Annotated in this window: 20 protein-coding genes; 13 read left to right on the top strand and 7 right to left on the bottom strand. The window is 64.9% G+C overall.

What is annotated here, in order from left to right:
• The first annotated feature begins 6 nt into the window (after positions 1–6).
• From def to G7Y54_RS06395, 4 genes are read left to right on the top strand one after another with little or no spacing between them, the layout of a single operon-like run.
• Positions 7–525: a peptide deformylase gene (gene def, locus G7Y54_RS06410; RefSeq protein WP_165078466.1), complete on the top strand. Its 519-nt coding sequence runs from the start codon at positions 7–9 to the stop codon at positions 523–525.
• Positions 498–1508, top strand: a complete 1011-nt coding sequence (fmt, locus tag G7Y54_RS06405; RefSeq protein WP_165078465.1) for a methionyl-tRNA formyltransferase — start codon at positions 498–500, stop codon at positions 1506–1508. Before def ends, fmt begins: the two co-directional genes overlap by 28 nt.
• A gap of 2 nt (positions 1509–1510) precedes the next feature.
• Positions 1511–2338: a DUF116 domain-containing protein gene (locus G7Y54_RS06400; protein ID WP_165078464.1), complete on the top strand. Its 828-nt coding sequence runs from the start codon at positions 1511–1513 to the stop codon at positions 2336–2338.
• Positions 2335–3714, top strand: a complete 1380-nt coding sequence (locus G7Y54_RS06395) for a transcription antitermination factor NusB (protein ID WP_165078463.1) — start codon at positions 2335–2337, stop codon at positions 3712–3714. The genes G7Y54_RS06400 and G7Y54_RS06395 overlap by 4 nt, the downstream gene beginning before the upstream one ends.
• Before the next feature lie 48 nt (positions 3715–3762).
• Here the strand turns inward: G7Y54_RS06395 and G7Y54_RS06390 are convergent, their stop codons facing one another.
• A complete protein-coding gene (locus tag G7Y54_RS06390; protein WP_165078462.1) occupies positions 3763–4686 on the bottom strand; it encodes a ParB/RepB/Spo0J family partition protein in 924 nt (307 codons plus the stop codon).
• A gap of 259 nt (positions 4687–4945) precedes the next feature.
• Between G7Y54_RS06390 and G7Y54_RS06385 the strand changes: the two genes are divergently transcribed.
• Positions 4946–5335, top strand: a complete 390-nt coding sequence (locus tag G7Y54_RS06385; RefSeq protein WP_165078461.1) for a hypothetical protein — start codon at positions 4946–4948, stop codon at positions 5333–5335.
• Here G7Y54_RS06385 and G7Y54_RS06380 read toward each other — a convergent pair.
• A complete protein-coding gene (locus tag G7Y54_RS06380) occupies positions 5302–6123 on the bottom strand; it encodes a ParA family protein (protein WP_165078460.1) in 822 nt (273 codons plus the stop codon). The two genes, G7Y54_RS06385 and G7Y54_RS06380, sit on opposite strands and share 34 nt — an antisense overlap.
• 413 nt (positions 6124–6536) lie before the next feature.
• On the opposite strand from G7Y54_RS06380, the gene G7Y54_RS06375 reads away from it, so the two are divergent.
• A complete protein-coding gene (locus G7Y54_RS06375; RefSeq protein ID WP_165078459.1) occupies positions 6537–7346 on the top strand; it encodes a thioredoxin domain-containing protein in 810 nt (269 codons plus the stop codon).
• 220 nt (positions 7347–7566) lie between these two features.
• Here the strand turns inward: G7Y54_RS06375 and G7Y54_RS06370 are convergent, their stop codons facing one another.
• Positions 7567–8163, bottom strand: a complete 597-nt coding sequence (locus G7Y54_RS06370; protein WP_165078458.1) for a MerR family transcriptional regulator — start codon at positions 8161–8163, stop codon at positions 7567–7569.
• Between the two features lie 271 nt (positions 8164–8434).
• Positions 8435–8935: a C40 family peptidase gene (locus G7Y54_RS06365; RefSeq protein ID WP_165078457.1), complete on the bottom strand. Its 501-nt coding sequence runs from the start codon at positions 8933–8935 to the stop codon at positions 8435–8437.
• Between the two features lie 364 nt (positions 8936–9299).
• Between G7Y54_RS06365 and G7Y54_RS06360 the strand changes: the two genes are divergently transcribed.
• Entirely contained in the window at positions 9300–9575 is a 276-nt protein-coding gene (locus G7Y54_RS06360; RefSeq protein ID WP_165078456.1) for a hypothetical protein, read from the top strand.
• A gap of 263 nt (positions 9576–9838) precedes the next feature.
• Here G7Y54_RS06360 and ahcY read toward each other — a convergent pair whose 3' ends face one another.
• Both ahcY and G7Y54_RS06350 read right to left on the bottom strand, forming a co-directional pair.
• Positions 9839–11260, bottom strand: a complete 1422-nt coding sequence (gene ahcY, locus G7Y54_RS06355) for an adenosylhomocysteinase (protein WP_165078455.1) — start codon at positions 11258–11260, stop codon at positions 9839–9841.
• A gap of 49 nt (positions 11261–11309) precedes the next feature.
• Positions 11310–12233, bottom strand: coding sequence for a metalloregulator ArsR/SmtB family transcription factor (locus G7Y54_RS06350; RefSeq protein WP_165078454.1), 924 nt, complete (start codon positions 12231–12233; stop codon positions 11310–11312).
• A gap of 201 nt (positions 12234–12434) precedes the next feature.
• On the opposite strand from G7Y54_RS06350, the gene G7Y54_RS06345 reads away from it, so the two are divergent.
• The 6 genes from G7Y54_RS06345 (at position 12435) to amrA (ending at position 17870) form a co-directional block, all read left to right on the top strand.
• Entirely contained in the window at positions 12435–12941 is a 507-nt protein-coding gene (locus G7Y54_RS06345) for a DUF721 domain-containing protein (protein WP_241159400.1), read from the top strand.
• Positions 12942–13429: 488 nt separating this feature from the next.
• A complete protein-coding gene (locus tag G7Y54_RS06340; RefSeq protein ID WP_241159399.1) occupies positions 13430–13801 on the top strand; it encodes a hypothetical protein in 372 nt (123 codons plus the stop codon).
• Positions 13802–14243: 442 nt separating this feature from the next.
• On the top strand, positions 14244–15557 hold the full coding sequence (gene dsrA / locus G7Y54_RS06335) for a dissimilatory-type sulfite reductase subunit alpha (RefSeq protein WP_165078452.1): 1314 nt from the start codon (positions 14244–14246) through the stop codon (positions 15555–15557).
• Positions 15558–15578: 21 nt separating this feature from the next.
• Positions 15579–16724, top strand: coding sequence for a dissimilatory-type sulfite reductase subunit beta (dsrB, locus tag G7Y54_RS06330; RefSeq protein WP_165078451.1), 1146 nt, complete (start codon positions 15579–15581; stop codon positions 16722–16724).
• Between the two features lie 57 nt (positions 16725–16781).
• Positions 16782–17030: a dissimilatory sulfite reductase D family protein gene (locus tag G7Y54_RS12605; protein ID WP_165078450.1), complete on the top strand. Its 249-nt coding sequence runs from the start codon at positions 16782–16784 to the stop codon at positions 17028–17030.
• A 240-nt stretch (positions 17031–17270) separates the two neighbouring features.
• On the top strand, positions 17271–17870 hold the full coding sequence (amrA, locus tag G7Y54_RS06320) for an AmmeMemoRadiSam system protein A (RefSeq protein ID WP_165078449.1): 600 nt from the start codon (positions 17271–17273) through the stop codon (positions 17868–17870).
• A 55-nt stretch (positions 17871–17925) separates the two neighbouring features.
• Here amrA and G7Y54_RS06315 read toward each other — a convergent pair whose 3' ends face one another.
• Positions 17926–18879 (bottom strand): polysaccharide deacetylase family protein, encoded by a 954-nt coding sequence (locus tag G7Y54_RS06315; protein WP_165078448.1) that lies wholly within the window; start codon positions 18877–18879, stop codon positions 17926–17928.
• Positions 18880–19035 lie beyond the last annotated feature (156 nt).

Genomic DNA, 19035 nt, shown 5'->3' with positions numbered 1-19035 from the left:
GCCGCCATGCTGCTCGATATCGTCACCTATCCCGACCCGCGCCTCAAGGAGAAGTGCGCGCAGGTGGAGGAGATCACCGACGAGGTCCGCCAGCTCGCCGCGGACATGACCGAGACCATGTATGCCGCCCCCGGCGTGGGGCTCGCCGCGCCGCAGGTGGGGCGCTCGCTGCGGATGCTTGTCATGGACCCCGGCGTGCAGGAGGGCGAGCGCTCACCTCGTGTGCTCATCAATCCCGAGCTCGAGCCCATGGGCGAGGTCATCACGAGCGAGCAGGAAGGCTGCCTCTCGGTGCCACTGAGCTACCGCGCGGACGTGCCCCGCTGGAGCAAGGTGCGCCTCAAGGCCACCGCCCTTGACGGCACGCCCATTGACGAGGAGCTGGAGGGCTTTCCCGCAGTGGTGCTCCAGCACGAGGTGGACCACCTCAACGGCACGCTCTTCATCGACCGCGTAAGCCACCTCAGGCGCACCCTCTATGACAGCAAGGTCAAGAAATGGCTCAAGCGCAAGACTGCCGGATAGTCTTCATGGGCACCCCGGGCTTTGCCGCGGAGGTGCTGGAAAAGCTCGCGCAGTGGCCGGGCGGCCGCGTGGTTGGGGTCTATACCCAGCCGGACAGGCCGCGCGGCCGTGGCATGAAGCTTGCGCCATCGCCGGTAAAGGAGCTTGCGGAACGGCTCGGCCTCGAAGTGCGCCAGCCTGTAAACTTCAAGAGCGATGAAGACCGCCGCGCGCTTGCGGAACTTGGGCCCGACATCATCGTGGCCGCGGCCTACGGGCTTCTCCTGCCCAAGGCCGTGCTCGACGCGGCGCGCGTGGCACCCCTCAACGTGCATGCCTCGCTCCTGCCGCTCTATCGCGGGGCCGCGCCCATCCAGCGCTGCATCATGGAAAACTGCTCGCCGGACGCCGTGACCGGCGTCTCCATCATGCACATGGAGCCGAGCCTCGACACCGGCCCGGTCTACGCCACCCGCGCTGTGCCCATCGGCTGCTGCCATGCGGGCGAGCTCACCGAGGCGCTGGCCCGGGCCGGGGCGGAACTCTTGGTGGAAACGCTGCCCGGCATCCTTGCCGGCACCGTGACCGCAATTCCGCAGGACCATGCAAAAGCCACGCATGCGGCCAAGCTCCTGAAAGAGCACGGCCGCATTGACTGGTCGCTCCCGGCGGCGCGGGTGGACGCGCACGTTCGCGGCGTCACGCCGGCGCCGGGGGCGCGCACCCGGATGGAATGCAGGGGCGCCGCCGAGCCGCTGGAGGTGCGCATTGTGCGCGGGCATGTGGCATCTGCGGAGTGTCCGGCAGCCTGCGGGCTTGTTCCCGGGAAGGTGGTCTCGCTCCCTGAGGGGCTAGGCATCGTCTGCGGCGAAGGTATGTATATCCTCGATGTGGTGCGCCCCAGCGGCCGCAAGGACATGGCCGGCCCCGCCTTCGCCCACGGATACGCGCCGCTGCGCGCCCTCCAGCCCGAAGCGCCGGAGCCCCCGGAGGGCGCGGCCTGACCATGTGGCCGGCCAAGTCGCCGCATTCGCTGCCGCCTGCGCAGTATGGCGGGGGCCGCAAGCGCATCTTCATCGGCCTCATGGTGGCGAGCTGCGTCGCGGTGTGTCTTGCGCTTTTCGCCTTTCTCGTCCTGCCGTGGCTGCTGCCCGGCGTGACCGCCTCCTGGCTGCCGCTCCTGAGCGTGGGCCTGGGCCTTGCGGGCATCATCCTGCTGGCGTGGCTCTGCGCCAGCCTCATCTTCCATATCTATACTGGCAGGCGGCTCCCCGGCATCCCCTGGGTGCGGCACGTGCTGCTCAGGCTCTTCCTGCCCTTCATGGAGAGCCTGGGGCGCATCTGCGGCATAGGGCGCACGGCGGTGCGCCGCTCCTTCGTAAAGGTCAACAATGAACTTGTCCTTGCCGAGGGCATCCGCGTGCCCGCGCGTGACCTGCTCTTGCTCCTGCCGCATTGCGTGCAGAACAGCCGCTGCAAGCACCGCATCTCCCCGCAACCTGACAACTGCCAGCGTTGCGGCGCCTGCCAGATAGGCCCCCTGCTCGACCTGCGCGACAGGCTCGGCTTCCGTTTTGCGCTTGCCACAGGTGGGACCATCGCGCGCCGCATCGTTGTGGAGTGCCGGCCGCGGTGCATCATTGCGGTGGCCTGCGAGCGCGACCTTGTTTCCGGCATACAGGACAGCTACCCGCTGCCAGTCTTCGGCGTCCTCAACGAGCGGCCGCACGGCCCCTGCCGCGATACGCTCGTGCCGCTGACGGCTGTGGAGGACGCGCTTTCGCGCTTCCTGTTGCCTGCGTCCGGCGCGCCCGCCAACGCGGAGCACGCATGAGCGGGAGAGCATGCGGCCGCCGCGCGAGTGGGCATGGCGCGGAAGCGGCCCCTTCCGTTGCGCGCGAACTGGCGTTGCGGTCGCTTGCGCTCGTGGATGAGGGCACGCCCGTACAGGCGGCGGTTGACAGCGTTCTTGGCGCACTCCCCGCGCCGCTTCGCGAGCGCCGCCTCGCCTCAGAGCTTGTCTATGGCTGCGCGCGGGAGCGCATCCGCACAGGGGCCATCTTGGCGCGGCTCCTGCGCAAGCCGGAAGGGCTGCCCCGGCCCCTGCGCCACATTCTCGCCATCGCCATCCACAGCCTGCTCTTTCAGGCGGGCATCCCTGCGCATGCTGCCATTTCCGAAGCTGTGAAGCAGGCAGACAGGCGCTATGGCGCGCGGCTCGCGCGCGTGGCCAATGGCGTTTTGCGCTCGCTGCAGCGCCTGGGTGACGCCCCGCTGGAACAGGCGTGGTATGAAGACGCCCGGGACCAACCCGCTGTACGGCAATGGCGCGCCGCCTGCCGTTTCTGGAGCCTGCCCGAAAGCATTGCGGATCTCTGGCGGGATGCCTACGGCGAGGAAGTGGCGCTTGCGCTCATGCGGCGCAGTTTTCAGCGCCCGTGGACAGGCATCCGTATCAATGCGCGACATGCACAGGCAGCGGCCCTGCGTGATGCGCTCGCCGCCGCGGTGCCAGATGCGCAACGCGCATCTCTCGGCGCCTGGGGCATGGCCTTTGCTCCCGGGGCGCTCCCGGAAGAAGTTCTTGGCCAAACGCTTGCACAGTTGCGGGGTTCCGGGCTCCTGTCTTTTCAATCCGCCGGTTCGCAAGCCGTGCTTGCCGAACTGGGGCTCGATGCCTGGCGGGAACCGGTGTGGGACGCCTGCGCCGGCGTTGGCGGCAAGTCCTTGGCGCTGCTCGAGGCAGGCGTGCCTGTGCGCCTCGCCACCGACACCTCATGGGCCCGGCTTTCTCGCCTTGCCATGGAAGGCGCGCCGCACGGTTCGCCGCCTTTGCTGCTTGCGCTTGCGGATGCGGCGAAGCCGCCCGTGGGGCGCTGGGGCGGGCATATCCTCGTCGATGCCCCCTGCAGCGGCCTGGGTGTGCTGGCCCGTCGCCCGGACATCCGCTTTCCGGGGCGGCGCGGCAAGGAGATGTTGCGGGCCTGGCCGCAAACGCAAACCCGCATCCTTGCCGCGCTCGCAGCACGCCTCCGGCACGGGCGCGAGCTCGCCTACCTCACCTGCACGCTCAACCCGCAGGAAAATGAGGGAGTGGTCGCCGCCCTGCTGGAACGTGAGCAAGGGCTGGAGCTCGTGCGCTCGTGGACGACGCCCATGGAGCATCCGTGGCTGGAAGGCATGTACGGCGCACTGCTGCACCGGCGCTGAAGCGTAGTGGTGCGCAAGTGCAGGAAGGTTTTGCCCCTCCACATTCCTTTAGCCGGCTTCTTGTCTGTCCAGGCCCAGTCGGGCGAGCAGGGTTGCAAGGTCCTCCGGGCTCGTATAGGCGAAGGTGATGCGCCCTTTTCTCTGCGTGCCGCTGATGCGCACCTGACGGTCAAGGGCGCTGGACAAGCGCTCGCGCAGGTCTTCAAGGGGCTGCGCAAGTGGCTTGCGCGCGGCTGCGGACTTGCGCTCTTTACCCGCGGAATCTTCGGCCACCGCTTCCCACGGATAGGCGCCCGTATCCCGCAGGTGGGCGACAGCCTCTTCGGCCTCGCGCACGGTCATGCCGGTGAGGATGATGCGCTGGCGCAGGGCTTCGGCCGCCTCCCCGGGCCCGACACCCACGAGGCAACGCCCATGCCCGGCGCTGATGCGTCCTTCCCGCAAATCGGCAAGCGCGGCTTCCCCGAGCTGGAGCAGGCGCAGTGCATTGGCGACCGCGGGCCGGCTGCGGCCAAGACGCGCGGCAAGCTCCTCCTGGGTGATGCCCAGGGTTGTGCGCAGGGCGTTGAGGGCCTCGGCCTCCTCAACGGGGTTCAGGTCTTCGCGTTGCAGATTCTCGATGAGCGCGGCGGCCATGGCTTCCTGCTCGTCCATGGCGCGCACATAGACCGGCACCTCGCTGAGGCCCGCTTTTTCGGCTGCCCGCCAGCGGCGCTCGCCGGCGACGATCTGGAAGCGCTCCCCGCCCTCCAGGGGGCGAACAAGCAAGGGCTGGATGATGCCCTGCTGGCGGATGGAGTCCGCCAGTTCCGCCAGCGCCTCCTCGGTAAAGGTGCGCCGCGGTTGGGCCGGGTTGGCCACAAGGGCGGTGAGGGGCAAGGTGCGGGGCGGTTCCGCAGGTGTGCGTTGTTGCGCAGAGCCCTCGAACAGGGCGTCAAGCCCGCGGCCCAATCCCCGTGCGTTCGTCGCCATGACCACTCCCCTCTTGCTTGCAGCGTGTTGCCTGATAGATGGTGCCTGAGGCCAGCGCCTGCGCATTCCCGGGCGTCAGCCATTAAGCGCAATGCGCCAGCCTTGAAAGCGCAGACATGGCGCTCCAGATTCATTTTGCCTTTTTTCGGCCCGCAGGGTAGAACTCGCATTCAACCCATGGAGCCCCACGCCAGAACATGCGCAATGCGCTGCCAACGCAGCCCCAGCGCGTACCCACGCCTCTTCCGCAGGAGCCGCCATGAAAGACAAGATCCGTTATCTCACCGATGCCCATGGCACCATTGTCGCGGTGCAGCTCCCCGTCGCCCTGTGGGAAAAGCTCAAGCCGGTTCTGGAGGCCCAAGCCCCTGTGGATACTTCGCCGGAGCCCCTGGCGCCCGAACCCATGGGTGGCTTTGCGGATTTTTTGCGCTTTTGGGATTTCCACTATCCCTATGACCCGGCGGTGAGCTGCCCGCATTGCGGAACCCACGTGGAGGACTGGCGCACCGCGCCCGGCCACCCCTTCCGCCTTGCCAACGCCAACCTTGGTGGGCTGCTCGTATTCCATTGCCAGTCGTGCGGCGCCACCATCCGCCAGAAGCATTTTCGCGATCATGTGGCGCTGGAGTCCACGCCACGGGGCTGAGCCTGCGGCGTTGCGCCCCTGCGCGAGGGCCGGCGCAAGACCACTTCCTTGGCAAGGCCAAGATACGCCTCAGCGCCCTTGGACTTGATATCATAATGGATGATGGATTTGCCGTGACTCGGGGCTTCCGAGAGGCGCACATTGCGCGGGATGACGGTTTCAAAAAGATGGTCGGGGAAGCAGCGGCGCACCTCGTTCTTGACCTCGCGCGTGAGCCGGTTGCGAATGTCATACATGGTGAGCACCACGCCGAGCAGGTCAAGCCCCGGGTTGAGGCGCTTCCTCACCTGCTCGTAGGTTTGCAGCAGCTTGACGATACCCTCAAGGGCGAAGAATTCGCACTGCAGGGGAATGAGCAGCTCGCGCGAGGCGCAGAGCGCATTGAGCGTGAGTAAGCCGAGTGAGGGCGGGCAATCGAGGATGATGTATTCATAGTCGTCATGGACGCGCTTGAGGCATTCATCCAGGAAGAACTCGCGCGCCATCTTGTCCACCAGCTCCAGCTCGACGGCCACGAGGTTGGTGCTCGCCGGCAGCAGGTCAAGAAAGGGCGTGCGACAGGGCACGATGCACTCGCGCACGTTTCCCGGCGTGTAGAAGGTGGAATAGAGGTCGCCCTTCAAGTCTTCCTGATTGAACCCGAGCCCGCTGGTGCTGTTGGCCTGAGGGTCGCAATCCACCAGAAGCACCTTTTTTTCCATGACGGCCAGGGCCGCGCTCAGATTGATGGCGGTGGTAGTTTTGCCAACGCCGCCCTTCTGGTTGGCAATGGAAATGATGCGCGCCATGAATGTTCCTTCTTATGCTCGTCATGCCCCGCCTGTTACCCGCTGGCAGCAGGCAGGGAGCATTTTTTTTAGCGTAAGCGGTGAAGCGGGTTTCTGTGCGCCAGTGATGTTTCACATGAAACATTGTGCTTGAGCTTGGGGGGCACAGAAAAAATCCAAGTTAAGCGGGAACTCCTGCCATGTTTCACGTGAAACATGATGGAGAGGGTATCCGTCATGCCCGTGATGGGTTGTAAAAAAGGCGCGGCCTGGAGTCAAGCCGGCAGTGCGCGGAGGGCTTTGGCAGGGAGTGGGCCCACCGGGGCTTGCGTCCATGGCTGCTTCAGGCTAAAAACATTGAAAATTCTGGCGCGTCATGGCGTTGCAGCACGGTGGCGCAGCTTCGTTTGGACAACATTCACGGGGTGAAAAATATGAAAATGCCGCTTCATTTCCTGTGTACCCTCGCTCTTGGCGCCGTGCTCGCGCTCCCGCCAGCGGGCAGTGTCCACGCTGCTGAACAGGCGGCGGACCCGGCTCTCGCTGCCGCACTGGAGACACTTTTGCGCGAACGGCCGGAGCTTGTGCTGGATGTCTTGCGGCGCAACAGCGAGGCCGTGCTGGACATCGCGCAGCAGGGCTCCAACCTGAGGCGCAAGCATAATCTTGAACTGCAGTGGCGCAAGGATATGCAGACGCCCAAGAGCGTCAAGCTGGAGGGACGGCCGGTGCGCGGCAAGAGCGATGCAAAGGTGCGGATCGTGGCCTTTTCTGATTTTACCTGCCATTTTTGCGAGCAGGCCTCCAGAAATGTGGACGCCCTGCGCAAGACCTATGGCGACGATGTGAGCCTGGTCTTCAAGCACCTGCCGCTTGATGAAAAAGGCCCGGGCGGCATCGCCTCGGCGTATTTCATCGCCATCGCCCAGCAGGATGAGGGCAAGGCCTGGGAATTCCATGACCTCATGTTCGCCAACCGTGACCGCCTGCTTGCCGAAGGCGAGCCCTTCATCAAGGAAAGCGCGCAAAAACTGGGCGTGGACATGAAGCGGCTTGGCAAGGATGTGCGCGGCAAAAAAGTCACGGACATCATGGCTGAAGACCAGAAAGAAGCGCAGAAGCTCGGTGTGGAAGGGACGCCCTATTTTCTCGTGAATGACCTTGTGGTGCGCGGGGCGCTGCCGCTGGATCTTTTCCGCGAGGCTGTGGAAATGGCGGCAAGCGGAAAGAAGAATGCGCAATAGGCTTGCGGCAAGCAAGCCGTAGTGTACGGCTTGCCGCAATGCGAAACGCCCGGCGCAGCATGACGCCGGGCGTTTTTTCACGGAAAATCAGGATGATGACTGGAGAGATGGGGAGGGCCTGTGTGCTCCCGGCAGCTGACGCACCGGGCCGCAATGCTGATTGACAGTGAAAAAGTGGTCTGCAAAGGGCTGGGAAAGACTGCCTGCCAAGCCGCCATGGTCAGTTGGCAGCGCTATCCTGCGCGGCCATCCCGCGCTGGCGCATGAGCCTCTGCATCCATGTCCGCAACTGTTCGAGGTCTTCCTGCTGCGTTTTTTCGGAATTTTGCAAGAGCAGGCGCAGGGTTTCCAGGTCGTTGCGCAGGCGTTCCTGCTCCTGTCCGATGTCGGAGCTTGCACCGCTCTGTTGCGGGACGCGCTCCAAAAAGAGGCGCATGAGCTCGGCGATGAGCTCGAGGGCGTGGGTCTGGCGCTCGAGCAGGTGCAGGGCTCCCGCCGAAAGCAGGCTCTGGGCCGCACTGTCCACCGGGGCGCACTCGCGCTCATTGCTGAGGGCGAGCGCATTGCGGGGAAAGCGGGCATCCAGCGCGACCTCGACAGCAGCTGCCGTACGGGACTTTTGCATCTCCTCAAGGATGGCCGCGACCACATCAAGGGTCTCCTTGCGGTAGCGGCGCCTGCGCCCCTCGCCAACGCTGGGGATAAAGGCCGCGAAGCGCTTGCAATAGTAGCGCGTGGTGGATTCGGGCAGGGAAAAATGGCGCGAAATATCAGCAATGCTCAACAGGCTGTCATCGGCCAGCGGCGCGTTGCTCATGGGTGCCCCCTTTGCGCGTCGAAGCGCCATGCCGGCGCATGGCGCATAGCATCTCAAGATTTTTTAGAAGTAGGGCATGCCGGTAAAAAAAGCAAGCCCGCAATGATGCGGGCAAGCTGCGGCAATGCGCGAGGGGGTGGCGCAACGGCGGGGCTGGCGTAAAACAGGGATTGGCGACAGGGCGATGGGGCCCGAGGATTAGAGGACGCAAGCGGCAAGGCCGATGCGCGCACGCTTGGCCAGTACTGCAGGCCATTGCCGCGAACCCGCCTCAGTGCACGACGCGGCGCACAGCAATGAGCTTGCTTTTCCAGTAGGGCACATTCAGGCTTTCCATGCGCACGCGCTCGCCCTTGCGCGGGCTGTGGATGAAGGAGCCACCCCCGGCATAGATGCCGGTATGCAGCCCACGCGGGCTATTCCCTGTACGGAAGACAACGATGTCGCCAGCCCTTGGGCGCGCCTTGGGCACGGCATGCCCGGTCTTGGCCTGGTCCGTGGTGATACGCGGCACGCTGACGCCGTGCTGGCGATAGGCCCACCAGATGAGGCCCGAGCAGTCAAAGCCCTTTTGGGGGGAGGCGCCCCCAGAGCGATACTGCTTGCCCATCTGGCTGTAGGCGGTCTTCACCACCTTATGCGCCTTGACCGGGGCGGGGCCGTTGTCGGCTGTCCTTTGCCCGAAAAAACCGCAGCCCCCAAGCAGGAGCAAGCCGATCAGGAGCGGCGCATAGCGCAGCGAACGAAGAGGCACCAGCATAAAACAGCGCATGACACTTCCGCACAGGCTTGTGTGCTCTACAAGAAACATCCAAAAGGAGGCCTTCCTCCCTCTTATCGGCGCATGCGGCAAAAACTTGAGCCATGCCCGGCGCCACTGCGCTGGCGGGAGAGTCGCAACGCGCAATGCGGTAGACATGGGGCTGGAATGATACGGAGAGAGTTGACGGAGGGGCCATTGGCTGGGGCGTGGCCGGAGCGCAATGCGTTTTCGGGAGAAATATCCACAGCGAAGGGTGTGAAAAAACAGGCAGCGGCAGCGGGGGAGTGCCTTGAACGCATGGGGGCTGCCTTGCGTTGCGCAAGGAAACACGCTATGCAGAAAAAAATCCCATGCTACAGAGGCGCAGGCGGCTATGAGCAAGAGTCCCGTAACAGTCAGAGGCTATGTGACGAGCCTCCCCCGTGCGGTGGACGCGCGGCAGGCGAGCGTGGCCATTGTCCAGGATGGCACGGAGTACCGCATCCTCCCGCGCGGGGCCGGTGTTGACCTTGATGATGAAGTCAATGTGGCCGTAGAGGCCACGGGCCTCGTGGAGGAAGCGCCGGACGGCGTCCTCTATCTGGCCGTGCGCGGCTACAAAGCCCTGGAAGACGCCGCCGGCGAGGACGCGGCCTGGGGCGACGAGTAGGGCATTTCGCAAGGCGCCGCATGCGGCCTCGTGCGGCGCTCTCGCCTCGCGCCTGCGGGAAAGGCTTTCCCGGGGCCCCGCGTTCGCGCGTTCGCGCAAGGATCTGCACCCTGCCTGACGGCGGGCTCCTCCTGAGTTGTCAGGCGCTTTCGGTACAGCGGCGCTACATTCTTCCCCCTCCTTAATGTATACTTAACATATTAAGGAAGGCCGGAACGGCGCCCACGCGCCGCCCCGGCCTCGCTGCCGGTTTTCCGTTTCGCTCAATAGCGGTACATTTCGTTCTTGTAGGGGCCTTCCACCTTGACGCCGATATATTCGGCCTGCTCGGGCGTGAGCTTGGTCAGCTTGGCGCCGAGGCGCGCGAGGTGCAGGCGCGCCACCTCCTCGTCGAGCTCCTTGGGCAGGGTGTAGACGCGGTTTTCGAGCTTCTCGGTGGCCAGCTTGATCTGCGCGAGGGTCTGGTTGGTGAAGCTGTTGGACATGACGAAGCTGGCATGCCCGGTGGCGCAGCCAAGGTTGACGAGGCGCCCCTCGGCCAGCACGATGATGCTGCGCCCGGACTTGAGCGTCCACTTGTCCACCTGCGGCTTGATGTTGACCTTGGTCACGCCGGGGGTGCGCTCGAGGTAGGCCATGTCGATCTCGTTGTCGAAGTGGCCGATGTTGCAGACAATGGCCTCGTCCTTCATGCCTTCCATGTGCTCGCCAGTGATGACGTGGTAATTGCCCGTGCAGGTGACGAAGATGTCGCCCTCGGCCAGCGCGTCCTCCACGGTGACGACCTCAAAGCCCTCCATGGCGGCCTGCAGCGCGCAGATGGGGTCGATCTCGGTGACGAGCACGCGCGCGCCAAAGCCGCGCATGGACTGGGCGCAGCCCTTGCCCACGTCGCCGTAGCCGCACACGACCACCACCTTGCCGGCCACCATGATGTCCGTGGCGCGCTTGATGCCGTCGGCCAGCGACTCGCGGCAGCCGTAGAGATTGTCGAACTTGGACTTGGTGACGGAATCGTTCACGTTGATGGCCGGGAAGAGCAGCTTGTCCTCCTTCTCCAGCTGGTAGAGCCGGTGCACGCCCGTGGTGGTCTCTTCCGACACGCCCTTGACCACGGCCGCCACCTTCTGCCAGTGGCGCGGCTCTTCCTTGAAGCGCAGCTTCAGGCGGTCGAGCACGCACTGGAGCTCCTTGTTGTCGGTCTTCTGCTCGAGCAGCGAGGGATCGTTCTCGGCCTCCACGCCCTTGTGGATGAGCAGGGTCGCGTCGCCGCCGTCGTCCACGATGAGGTCGGGCCCGGAGCCGTCCGGCCAGGTGAGGGCCATTTCCGTGCACCACCAGTAATCTTCAAGGGTCTCGCCCTTCCAGGCGAACACCGCGGCGAGGCCCATGTCGGCCACGGCCGCGGCCGCATGATCCTGGGTGGAAAAAATGTTGCACGAGGCCCAGCGGATGTCGGCGCCAAGGGCGTGCAGGGTCTTGATGAGCATGGCCGTCTGGATGGTCATGTGCAGGGAGCCGGAGAGCTTCAGCCCCTTGAGCGGCTTGGACGGGCCGTATTTGCGGATGCACTCCATGAGGCCGGGCATCTCGCGCTCGGAGAGCTGCATCTCCTTGCGGCCGAAGTCGGCGAGCTTGATGTCCGCCACCTTGTAGGGCAGGGATAGGTCGAGGGCTTTGGTCATGGTCAACTCCTTTGCGGGTTGGATTGATGGCAGGGAAGGTGGGCGCCCCTCAGCGGGCCGTCGCCGTCATGAGCAGCAGGGTGAGGCCGCGGCCCACGGGCTCGCGCCGGGCCTGCGCCGGGGCAAAGCCGGCGCGGTCGAGCGCGGCGAGCAGCTTGTCCTCGTCGAAGCCCAGCCAGTGGTCGCCATAGCGGCTGCGCATGGTCTCGTCGTTGTGGCTCAAAAAATCGGCCAGGAAGAGCGTGCCGCCGGGCGACATGATACGGCGCGCCTCGGCGAGGCCTTCGGCCGGGACGGGCAGGTGGTGGAGCACAAGGTTGATGCAGGCAAAGTCCGCCTCCTGGTCGCGCAGGGGCAGGTGGCTTAGCTCGCCGATGCGCAGCGAGACCTTGCCGCGCGCCAGCTCCTCGTCGTGGAAGCGGCGCCGGCAGAGGTCGAGCATGCGCGCGGAGCCGTCCACCCCGATAACGGTGCCGGCGTCGGGCAGGAGGCGGTGGAGCACCGCCCCTGTGCCGCAGCCAAGGTCGACAGCGGTGCCGCAGCCGGCGGGCAGCGCCGCGCTCACGATGCCGGCAAGGTCGAGCGGCCCCAGGACCTCGCGGTTGAGCTCGTCCCAGTCTTCAGCGATGGCATTGAAAAACTGGCGTGTCTCCCGGGCACGCTCCTCCAGTACCTGAGCGGCGAGGCTGAGGTCGGCGCGCATGGCGGCGTCCGCCGGCACGAAGGGCAGCACCGTACGCAAAAAGGCGAGCCTGGGACCGCTGGCCGGGGCGGAATAAAAGACCCACAGCCCGTCACGGCGCGAGGCCAAAAGGCCCGCTTCGGCGAGGATCTTGAGATGCCGCGACACGCGTGACTGCCCCATGCCGAGGATGCGGACAAGCTCATTGACCGAAAGCTCATAATGGAGAAGGATATGCACGAGCCGCAGGCGCGTGGCGTCGGAAAGGGCTTTGATCGGGAGCAGGTCCATGAGGCATCCTTGGGGCGACTATATCCGCGTGGGCGCATACATATGCGTTTTTCCTGATATGGTCAAGCGGGCAGCCCGGGCGCCCCGCCAGCGCGGGGGCGCCTGATGGCGCGCTGGCACGGTGATGCCGGGGTGGGGCGGAGCCGGCGCGCGCGGCCGTGGCGCGTCCGGGAGAGGGGCGCCCCTGCAAAGGCGGAACCCTTGGGAGAGAGTCTCCGCGCCCTGCTCGCGGCCATGGGCGGCACTCCCGGGCGCGCCGGCCTGCAGAAACTGTGGGACAACTGGGAAGCGGCGCTCGGCGCGGAGCTGGCGGAGCTGGCCCGGCCGCTCGGGCACCGCGATGGCCGCAAAAAGGAAGAGAGCGGGAGCCACGGGCGCGAAGGCGTGGGCGCCGTGCTCCTGCTCGGGGCCGAGGACGCCATGCTTCTGCAGGAGCTGCGCTTTCGCGCCGAGGAGATCCTTGCCCGGGTCAATGGTTTTCTCGGGCAGGCCTACTTCAGCGAGGTGCTGGTGCAGCTCCCGCTGGGGCGCCCCGAACCTGTGCGCAGCAGACGGGAGCAGAGCCGGGCGGAGCGGCGCGCGGAATTGGATGCCCCTGTACAAGCCCCGAGCGGCATCTTTTTGGAGAGCATGGACAGCGCTTCGCCGGTGGCGCGCTGTTATGCCCGCTTTGCAGCCATAAGGGCAGGCAAGCCCGGGCAGGAATGAAGGAAGCGAGGCTATCCGCGAAAAATGTTCAATACTTGATGGTTAGCGAATGTTTAGACATTTTCTGTAAAGGAACACATTAAAACCGCAATGCGAACTTTAACTTGAAGTCAGAACAAGGCTGCGCAGCCAAAAGGGTAACTTAACCTATTGGGTTTCAAGAGTTTTCAAGAACGACTCGCCAGGTTCAAGCTCGTGGGAGGAAGCGGCGCCTCAGCGAAAATCCGATGGAGAGAGCGCCTGAATACGGGTATCGGCTGCTGAAATGCGGGGTGCATTGAATCAAATAACGTGGCGTATCAATAGGTTAGTCTGTAAAAATGCCTGCTGGCTGCGTTTTTGCTGTCTGGTTGCTGCGATTTCTTGACAAGGTTTTGGGCCGGTGCTAGCGTTCTGCCACTGGAACGGCGCCGGCGTCCCTGGTCTTTCGGCGCGGGACGGAGCCGGGAAGCGCCCCGGCACGGGGCGGCGCAAGCGGGGAGGTCATTGTGCAGAAATCCATGGACGATATTTGCCTGAAACATGACAACGGTGAAGACCTCCGCTTCCGTGGCCGCCTGTTTTCCGAGTGCTCCTGGTACGACGAGGAGTCCGGCACGCTCACCCGCCAGCAGCTCTATGTGACGGACACGCGTGAGCAGGTATACTACATCGTGCGCTCGCGCGGCCATGAGCGCACCCGCCACGCCTACCGACTCTCCGTGCGCGGAGAGACCTGCGTCATCCACAACGGCGCCACTGAGATGGTGCTCCAGTTCGACATGCTCATGCTCGCTGTGCGCGGCCTCTGCGGGCTTGACGACGGCGCCACACCCTCCCTCGAGATGGTGGAAGACCTGCTCAAGGCCGCCAACGCCTGAGCTGCCGCAAAAATTTTCCTCCTTTGCCTGTGGGCGCCGCCATCCGCGGCGCCCTCCTTTTTTGTCCGGTTTTCAAGCCTTACGCAGGTGTGTTCTCCGGGAGGGTGCGCCATGGCCCGCCAATGCGGCACCTTGGGCATGGCGCACGCCACTGTCTCCATTCCGGGAAAAATCGGGCACAAAGTATTGTCAGGCTCGAATATTTCAGGTATACATAGGCCTGACCGCGTTGTGGCCTTTGGGGCCTAGTCCCGGCTCGCCCGGCTTTTCCTGTTTCGGGGGTTCTCCCGGCGCGGGTTGAGCGCACGGGCGCGCCCCCCGCACCCCGCATGGCCGGGGGCGTGAACCAGCGGGCGCACCGGCGAGCCGGAACCGCGCCGCAAGCAGTGGCGGCCGCCGTTTGGCGCGGCGGCATGACGCAAACCATAGTGGAGGTATGGCAATGGCGAAATATCCGACTCCCATGTTGGACGAGCTTGAAAGCGGCCCCTGGCCGAGCTTCGTGTCCGACATCAAACAGGAAGCGGCCAATCGTAAGGCCAATCCCAAAAATCTGGACTACCAGATCCCGGTGGACTGCCTTGAAGACCTGCTCGGCCAGGTGGAGCTCTCCTACAAGGAAAAGGAGACCCACTGGAAGCACGGCGGCATCGTGGGCGTGTTCGGCTACGGCGGCGGCGTCATCGGCCGTTATTCCGACCAGCCCGAAATGTTCCCCGGCGTGGCGGCCTTCCACACCATGCGCGTGGCCCAGCCCTCCGGCAAGTACTATGACTCCAAGTTCCTGCGCACCCTCTGCGACATCTGGGACCTGCGCGGCTCCGGCCTGACCAACATGCACGGCTCCACGGGCGACATCGTGCTCCTCGGCACGCAGACCCCGCAGCTCGAAGAGATCTTCTGGCAGCTCACCCACGAGATGAAGAACGACCTCGGCGGCTCCGGCTCCAACCTGCGCACGCCCGCGGCCTGCCTTGGCATGTCCCGCTGCGAGTTCGCCTGCTACAATACGCAGGACATGTGCTACCAGCTCACCATGGACTATCAGGACGAGCTGCACCGCCCGGCCTTCCCCTACAAGTTCAAGTTCAAGTTCGACGGCTGCCCCAACGGCTGCGTCTGCGCCATGGCCCGCTCCGACTTCGCCGTCATCGGCACATGGAAGGACGACATCAAGATCGACCAGGAGAAGGTCAAGGCCTACGTCGCCGGCGAGATCAAGCCCAACGCGGGCGCCCATGCCGGCCGTGACTGGGGCAAGTTCGACATTGAGAAGGAAGTCATCGCCCGCTGCCCCACCAAGTGCATGAAGTGGGACGGCAGCAAGCTCTCCATCAAGACCTCCGACTGCGTGCGCTGCATGCACTGCATCAACACCATGCCCCAGGCCCTGCACATCGGCGATGAGCGCGGCGCCTGCATCCTGGTCGGCGCCAAGGCCCCGGTCGTGGACGGCGCGCAGATGGGCTCGGTGCTCATTCCTTTCATCTCCTGTGAAGAGCCCTACGATGACATCAAGGAAGTCATCGAAAAGATCTGGGACTGGTGGATGGAAGAAGGCAAGAACCGCGAGCGCGTGGGCGAGACCATGAAGCGCCTCTCCTTCCAGAAGCTGCTCGAGGCCACCGAGACCCCGGCCATGCCCTGCCAGGTCAAGAATCCGCGCACCAACCCCTTCATCTTCTTCAAGGAAAGTGAAGTGCCCGGCGGCTGGACGCATGACCTCGCCGCTTACCGTCAACGCCATCAGCGCTAGCCGCCAAAGGGGGACACAGACATGGCATTCATCTCTACGGGGTACGATCCCAAGAAACCCATGGAAGGCCGCATCTCCGACATCGGCCCTCACAAGTACAGCGACTACTTCCCGCCGGTCATCGCCAAGAACTTCGGCAAGTGGGTCTATCATGAGATCCTCGAGCCCGGCGTGCTCCTGCATGTGGCCGAGAGCGGCGACAAGGTCTACACCGTGCGCTGCGGCGGCTCGCGTACCATGTCCATCACGCATATCCGCGAGATCTGCGACATCGCCGACAAGTACTGCGACGGCTACGTCCGCTGGACCACGCGCAACAACATCGAATTCATGGTGAAGGACGAAGCCACCATGAAGGCCCTGCGCGACGACCTCAACTCCCGCAAGTTCGAGGGCGGCTCGCAGAAGTTCCCGGTGGGCGGCACGGGCGCCTGTATCTGCAACATGATCCACACCCAGGGCTGGATCCACTGCCACACCCCGGCCACCGACGCCTCCGGCCCGGTGAAGGCCGTCATGGACGCCCTCTTTGACGGCTTCGTGCACATGCGCATGCCCGCGCCGGTGCGCGTGGCCCTTGCCTGCTGCATCAACATGTGCGGCGCCGTGCACTGCTCGGACATCGGCCTTGTGGGCATCCACCGCAAGCCGCCGATGATCGACACCGCCTGGGTCGACCAGCTCTGCGAGATTCCGCTGGCCGTGGCCGCCTGCCCCACCGCCGCCGTGCGCCCCACCAAGGTGGAGTTTGACGGCAAGAAGGTGAACTCCGTGGCCATCAAGGAAGACCGCTGCATGTACTGCGGCAACTGCTACACCATGTGCCCCGCGCTCCCCATCGCCGACGGCGAGAGCGACGGCATCGCCATCATGGTGGGCGGCAAGGTCTCCAACCGCATCACCTGGCCCAAGTTCTCCAAGGTCGTGGTGGCCTTCATCCCCAACGAGCCGCCGCGCTGGCCCACCCTCACCAAGACGGTGCGCCACATCATCGATGTCTACTCGGCCAATGCCGAGAAGTACGAGCGCCTGGGCGACTGGGCGGAGCGCATCGGCTGGGAGGAGTTCTTCAGGCTGACCGGCCTTGAGTTCTCCGAGCACCTCATCGACGACTTCCGCGAATCCGCCTACTACAGCTGGCGCCAGAGCACCCAGTTCAAGTTCTAGGCATTCCCTGCGGCCCGGCCTCCACGGCCGGGCCGCTTTTTCAGCAGGAGAGATACCATGGCCGACGTTACGGAACAGCAAAAAGAGACCGTTGTGGACTTCCTCAAGGGCAAGTCCGCCGCCAAGTCCAAGTTTTACTTCAATGACTTCGTGGCCCTTTTCCCGGACATGAAGCCCCGCGAAGTGAAGAAGATCCTCACTGCCCTGGTGAATGACCAGGTGCTGGAGTTCTGGTCTTCCGGCTCCACCACCATGTACGGCCTCAAGGGCGCGGGCAAGCAGAGCCACGCCGAGGGCGAAGACTAGGCGTACCAACGCTTGCTGCGCCTGCATGGCGGACGCAGACATGGCGAATCAAGAGGTGCCGCAACCCATGGTTGTGGCATTTCTTTTTTGTGCCTTGGTGGTCCGGGCATTGCTGTTGCGGCCGCTGAAGGAGTGTGGGAAGCTCCTGCCGTCCTTGGCGCGGCCACCCGTTCCGGAAAGCAGCGGTGCAGGCCCGCGCGACCTGACACGCTGACCGCACTGCGGTCTTGGGGAGGCAAGATGGGGCTTTCATTCGATCTTGACGCAACGGAAAAGGCGTGGCTCCGCACGCTTGCGCGGCAGTCCATTGCGCTTGCGGTGGGCGCGGCGCCCGTGATGCCCGGGGTGACAAGCCTCACGGAGGCTTTGTCCAGCCCTGAGGCCCCGAACGGAGAGGAGCACCCGGTGCTCCGGCGGCCGCTCGGCGCCTTTGTGACCATCACCCTTGGCGGAAACCTGCGCGGCTGCATCGGCACCATCGTGGGCCGGGAGCCGCTGGAGGAGAATGTCTGGCGAATGGCGCGGGCCGCTGCGCTGGAAGATCCGCGCTTCCCGCCGCTCACGGCCCGCGAGTGGGAGCGGGCAGAGCTTGAAATCTCTGTGCTGGACGAGCTCACGCCCTGCCCGGACCCTGGGCTCGTGGAAGTGGGCCGCCATGGCGTTGCCCTGCAATATGCCGGCAGGACCGGCGTCTTCCTGCCGCAGGTGCCGGTGGAACAGGGTTGGAGCAGGGAGGCCTATCTTGACCACCTTTGCGTCAAGGCCGGTGTGCCTGTGGGCGCGTGGCGGCTGCCGCAAGCGCGTCTCTTCTGGTATGAGGCGCAGGTCTTCCCGGCCTGAGGCAGGGGCGGAAAGAGCGCGGAGCCTGCACTTGCGTTGCGGAATGAGGGGGCGCCTAGATTTCCGCGGCGGCGCGGGAATCGTCGGCCGCGTGGGCGTCGTCGATGTCGTCAAGCGGCGTTGTGGTGACGGAGCTCCCGCGCAACGGCTGCGGCGGGGCTGTTCGCGCGATGGTGGCGTTCCACGGCCGGCTGCAGCGGGCCAGGGGCAGGGCGGGCTCGCTCGCCTGCATGCGGCGGTGCTGCACGGCCAGCTCGGGCGCGGGGAAGGGCGCCCTGGGGTGGCGCGTCATGAGCAGGCCCGGCTCCGGGTCGAGCGCGGCGGCCAGGTAGTCGCTCACGGTGACGAAGCGGCGGCAGCCCCCGGCCAGCAGGTTGGCGATGATGCGCGGCAGGTCGTCTACCGTGCTCTTGTGCGTGTCGTGAAAGAGAAAGATGCCGCGCAGCTCGCCATCGTCGTACTGGGTGCCACGGGTGGTGCGCAGCTTGGCATAATCGGCGGGCAGGTGCTTCCAGTCATGGCTGTCCATGGACCAGAGGATGACGCCGACGCCAAGGTTCTGTGCAATCTCGAGTGTATGCGCGTCAAAATTGCCGTAGGGCGGCCGGAGATAGGCCGGGCTTGCCCCGAGAGCGCGCAACATTGAGTCGGTGGCGCTGATCTCCTGCTCCTGCGCTTCGGGCGCCAGAGTCCGCAAATTGGGATGCGACCAGGAATGGTTGCCCACTTCGTGCCCTTCCGCAATGATGCGCCGCACCATGGCGGGGTTGCGCTCCGCATTGCCGCCCAGAAGGAAGAAGGTGGCCGGGATGCCGTAGCCGGCAAGCATGTCGAGCAGGTGGCCGGTGTACCGGGAGGGGCCGTCATCGAAGGTGAGGGCGCAGAGGTTCTCGCTCATGCGCTGGTCCATGATGCGGTTGCCGTCGATGACCGCCGCCGGTGCCTCGGCGGGGAGCAGGGGAAGAAAGGCCAGGGCCAGGATGAGACCCCATGCGCGCGTGGTCGTCATGTCCATTCCTTGCATCCGTGTGGCGCAAAGAACTAACACCGCCCGCGCCCAACGGCAAGTCGCTGCCGGGGTCTTTGCGCGGGCGGGAAAAATTTTTCAAGGAGTTCCAGCAGCTTGGAAAAAATATTTCGTAAAAATTTTTTTACGGATATTTTG

The sequence above is a fragment of the Desulfovibrio sp. ZJ746 genome (genome assembly GCF_011039155.1).
GTDB lineage: Bacteria > Desulfobacterota > Desulfovibrionia > Desulfovibrionales > Desulfovibrionaceae > Desulfovibrio.
The sequence above is the reverse complement of the archived record's forward strand: the minus strand, read 5'-3'. Positions and strand labels throughout refer to the sequence as shown.

Bases quoted from the DNA above. Each gene is read 5' to 3' on its own strand.
- G7Y54_RS06400 (WP_165078464.1), top strand. From the start codon at position 1,511: ATGTGGCCGGCCAAGTCGCCGCATTCGCTGCCGCCTGCGCAGTATGGC.
- G7Y54_RS06375 (WP_165078459.1), top strand. From the start codon at position 6,537: ATGAAAATGCCGCTTCATTTCCTGTGTACCCTCGCTCTTGGCGCCGTG.
- G7Y54_RS06315 (WP_165078448.1), bottom strand. From the start codon at position 18,879: ATGACGACCACGCGCGCATGGGGTCTCATCCTGGCCCTGGCCTTTCTT.
- amrA (WP_165078449.1), top strand. From the start codon at position 17,271: ATGGGGCTTTCATTCGATCTTGACGCAACGGAAAAGGCGTGGCTCCGC.
- G7Y54_RS06365 (WP_165078457.1), bottom strand. From the start codon at position 8,935: ATGCGCTGTTTTATGCTGGTGCCTCTTCGTTCGCTGCGCTATGCGCCG.
- def (WP_165078466.1), top strand. From the start codon at position 7: ATGCTGCTCGATATCGTCACCTATCCCGACCCGCGCCTCAAGGAGAAG.
- G7Y54_RS06370 (WP_165078458.1), bottom strand. From the start codon at position 8,163: ATGAGCAACGCGCCGCTGGCCGATGACAGCCTGTTGAGCATTGCTGAT.
- dsrA (WP_165078452.1), top strand. From the start codon at position 14,244: ATGGCGAAATATCCGACTCCCATGTTGGACGAGCTTGAAAGCGGCCCC.
- dsrB (WP_165078451.1), top strand. From the start codon at position 15,579: ATGGCATTCATCTCTACGGGGTACGATCCCAAGAAACCCATGGAAGGC.
- ahcY (WP_165078455.1), bottom strand. From the start codon at position 11,260: ATGACCAAAGCCCTCGACCTATCCCTGCCCTACAAGGTGGCGGACATC.
- G7Y54_RS06395 (WP_165078463.1), top strand. From the start codon at position 2,335: ATGAGCGGGAGAGCATGCGGCCGCCGCGCGAGTGGGCATGGCGCGGAA.
- G7Y54_RS06390 (WP_165078462.1), bottom strand. From the start codon at position 4,686: ATGGCGACGAACGCACGGGGATTGGGCCGCGGGCTTGACGCCCTGTTC.
- fmt (WP_165078465.1), top strand. From the start codon at position 498: ATGGCTCAAGCGCAAGACTGCCGGATAGTCTTCATGGGCACCCCGGGC.
- G7Y54_RS06380 (WP_165078460.1), bottom strand. From the start codon at position 6,123: ATGGCGCGCATCATTTCCATTGCCAACCAGAAGGGCGGCGTTGGCAAA.
- G7Y54_RS06360 (WP_165078456.1), top strand. From the start codon at position 9,300: ATGAGCAAGAGTCCCGTAACAGTCAGAGGCTATGTGACGAGCCTCCCC.
- G7Y54_RS06350 (WP_165078454.1), bottom strand. From the start codon at position 12,233: ATGGACCTGCTCCCGATCAAAGCCCTTTCCGACGCCACGCGCCTGCGG.
- G7Y54_RS06385 (WP_165078461.1), top strand. From the start codon at position 4,946: ATGAAAGACAAGATCCGTTATCTCACCGATGCCCATGGCACCATTGTC.
- G7Y54_RS12605 (WP_165078450.1), top strand. From the start codon at position 16,782: ATGGCCGACGTTACGGAACAGCAAAAAGAGACCGTTGTGGACTTCCTC.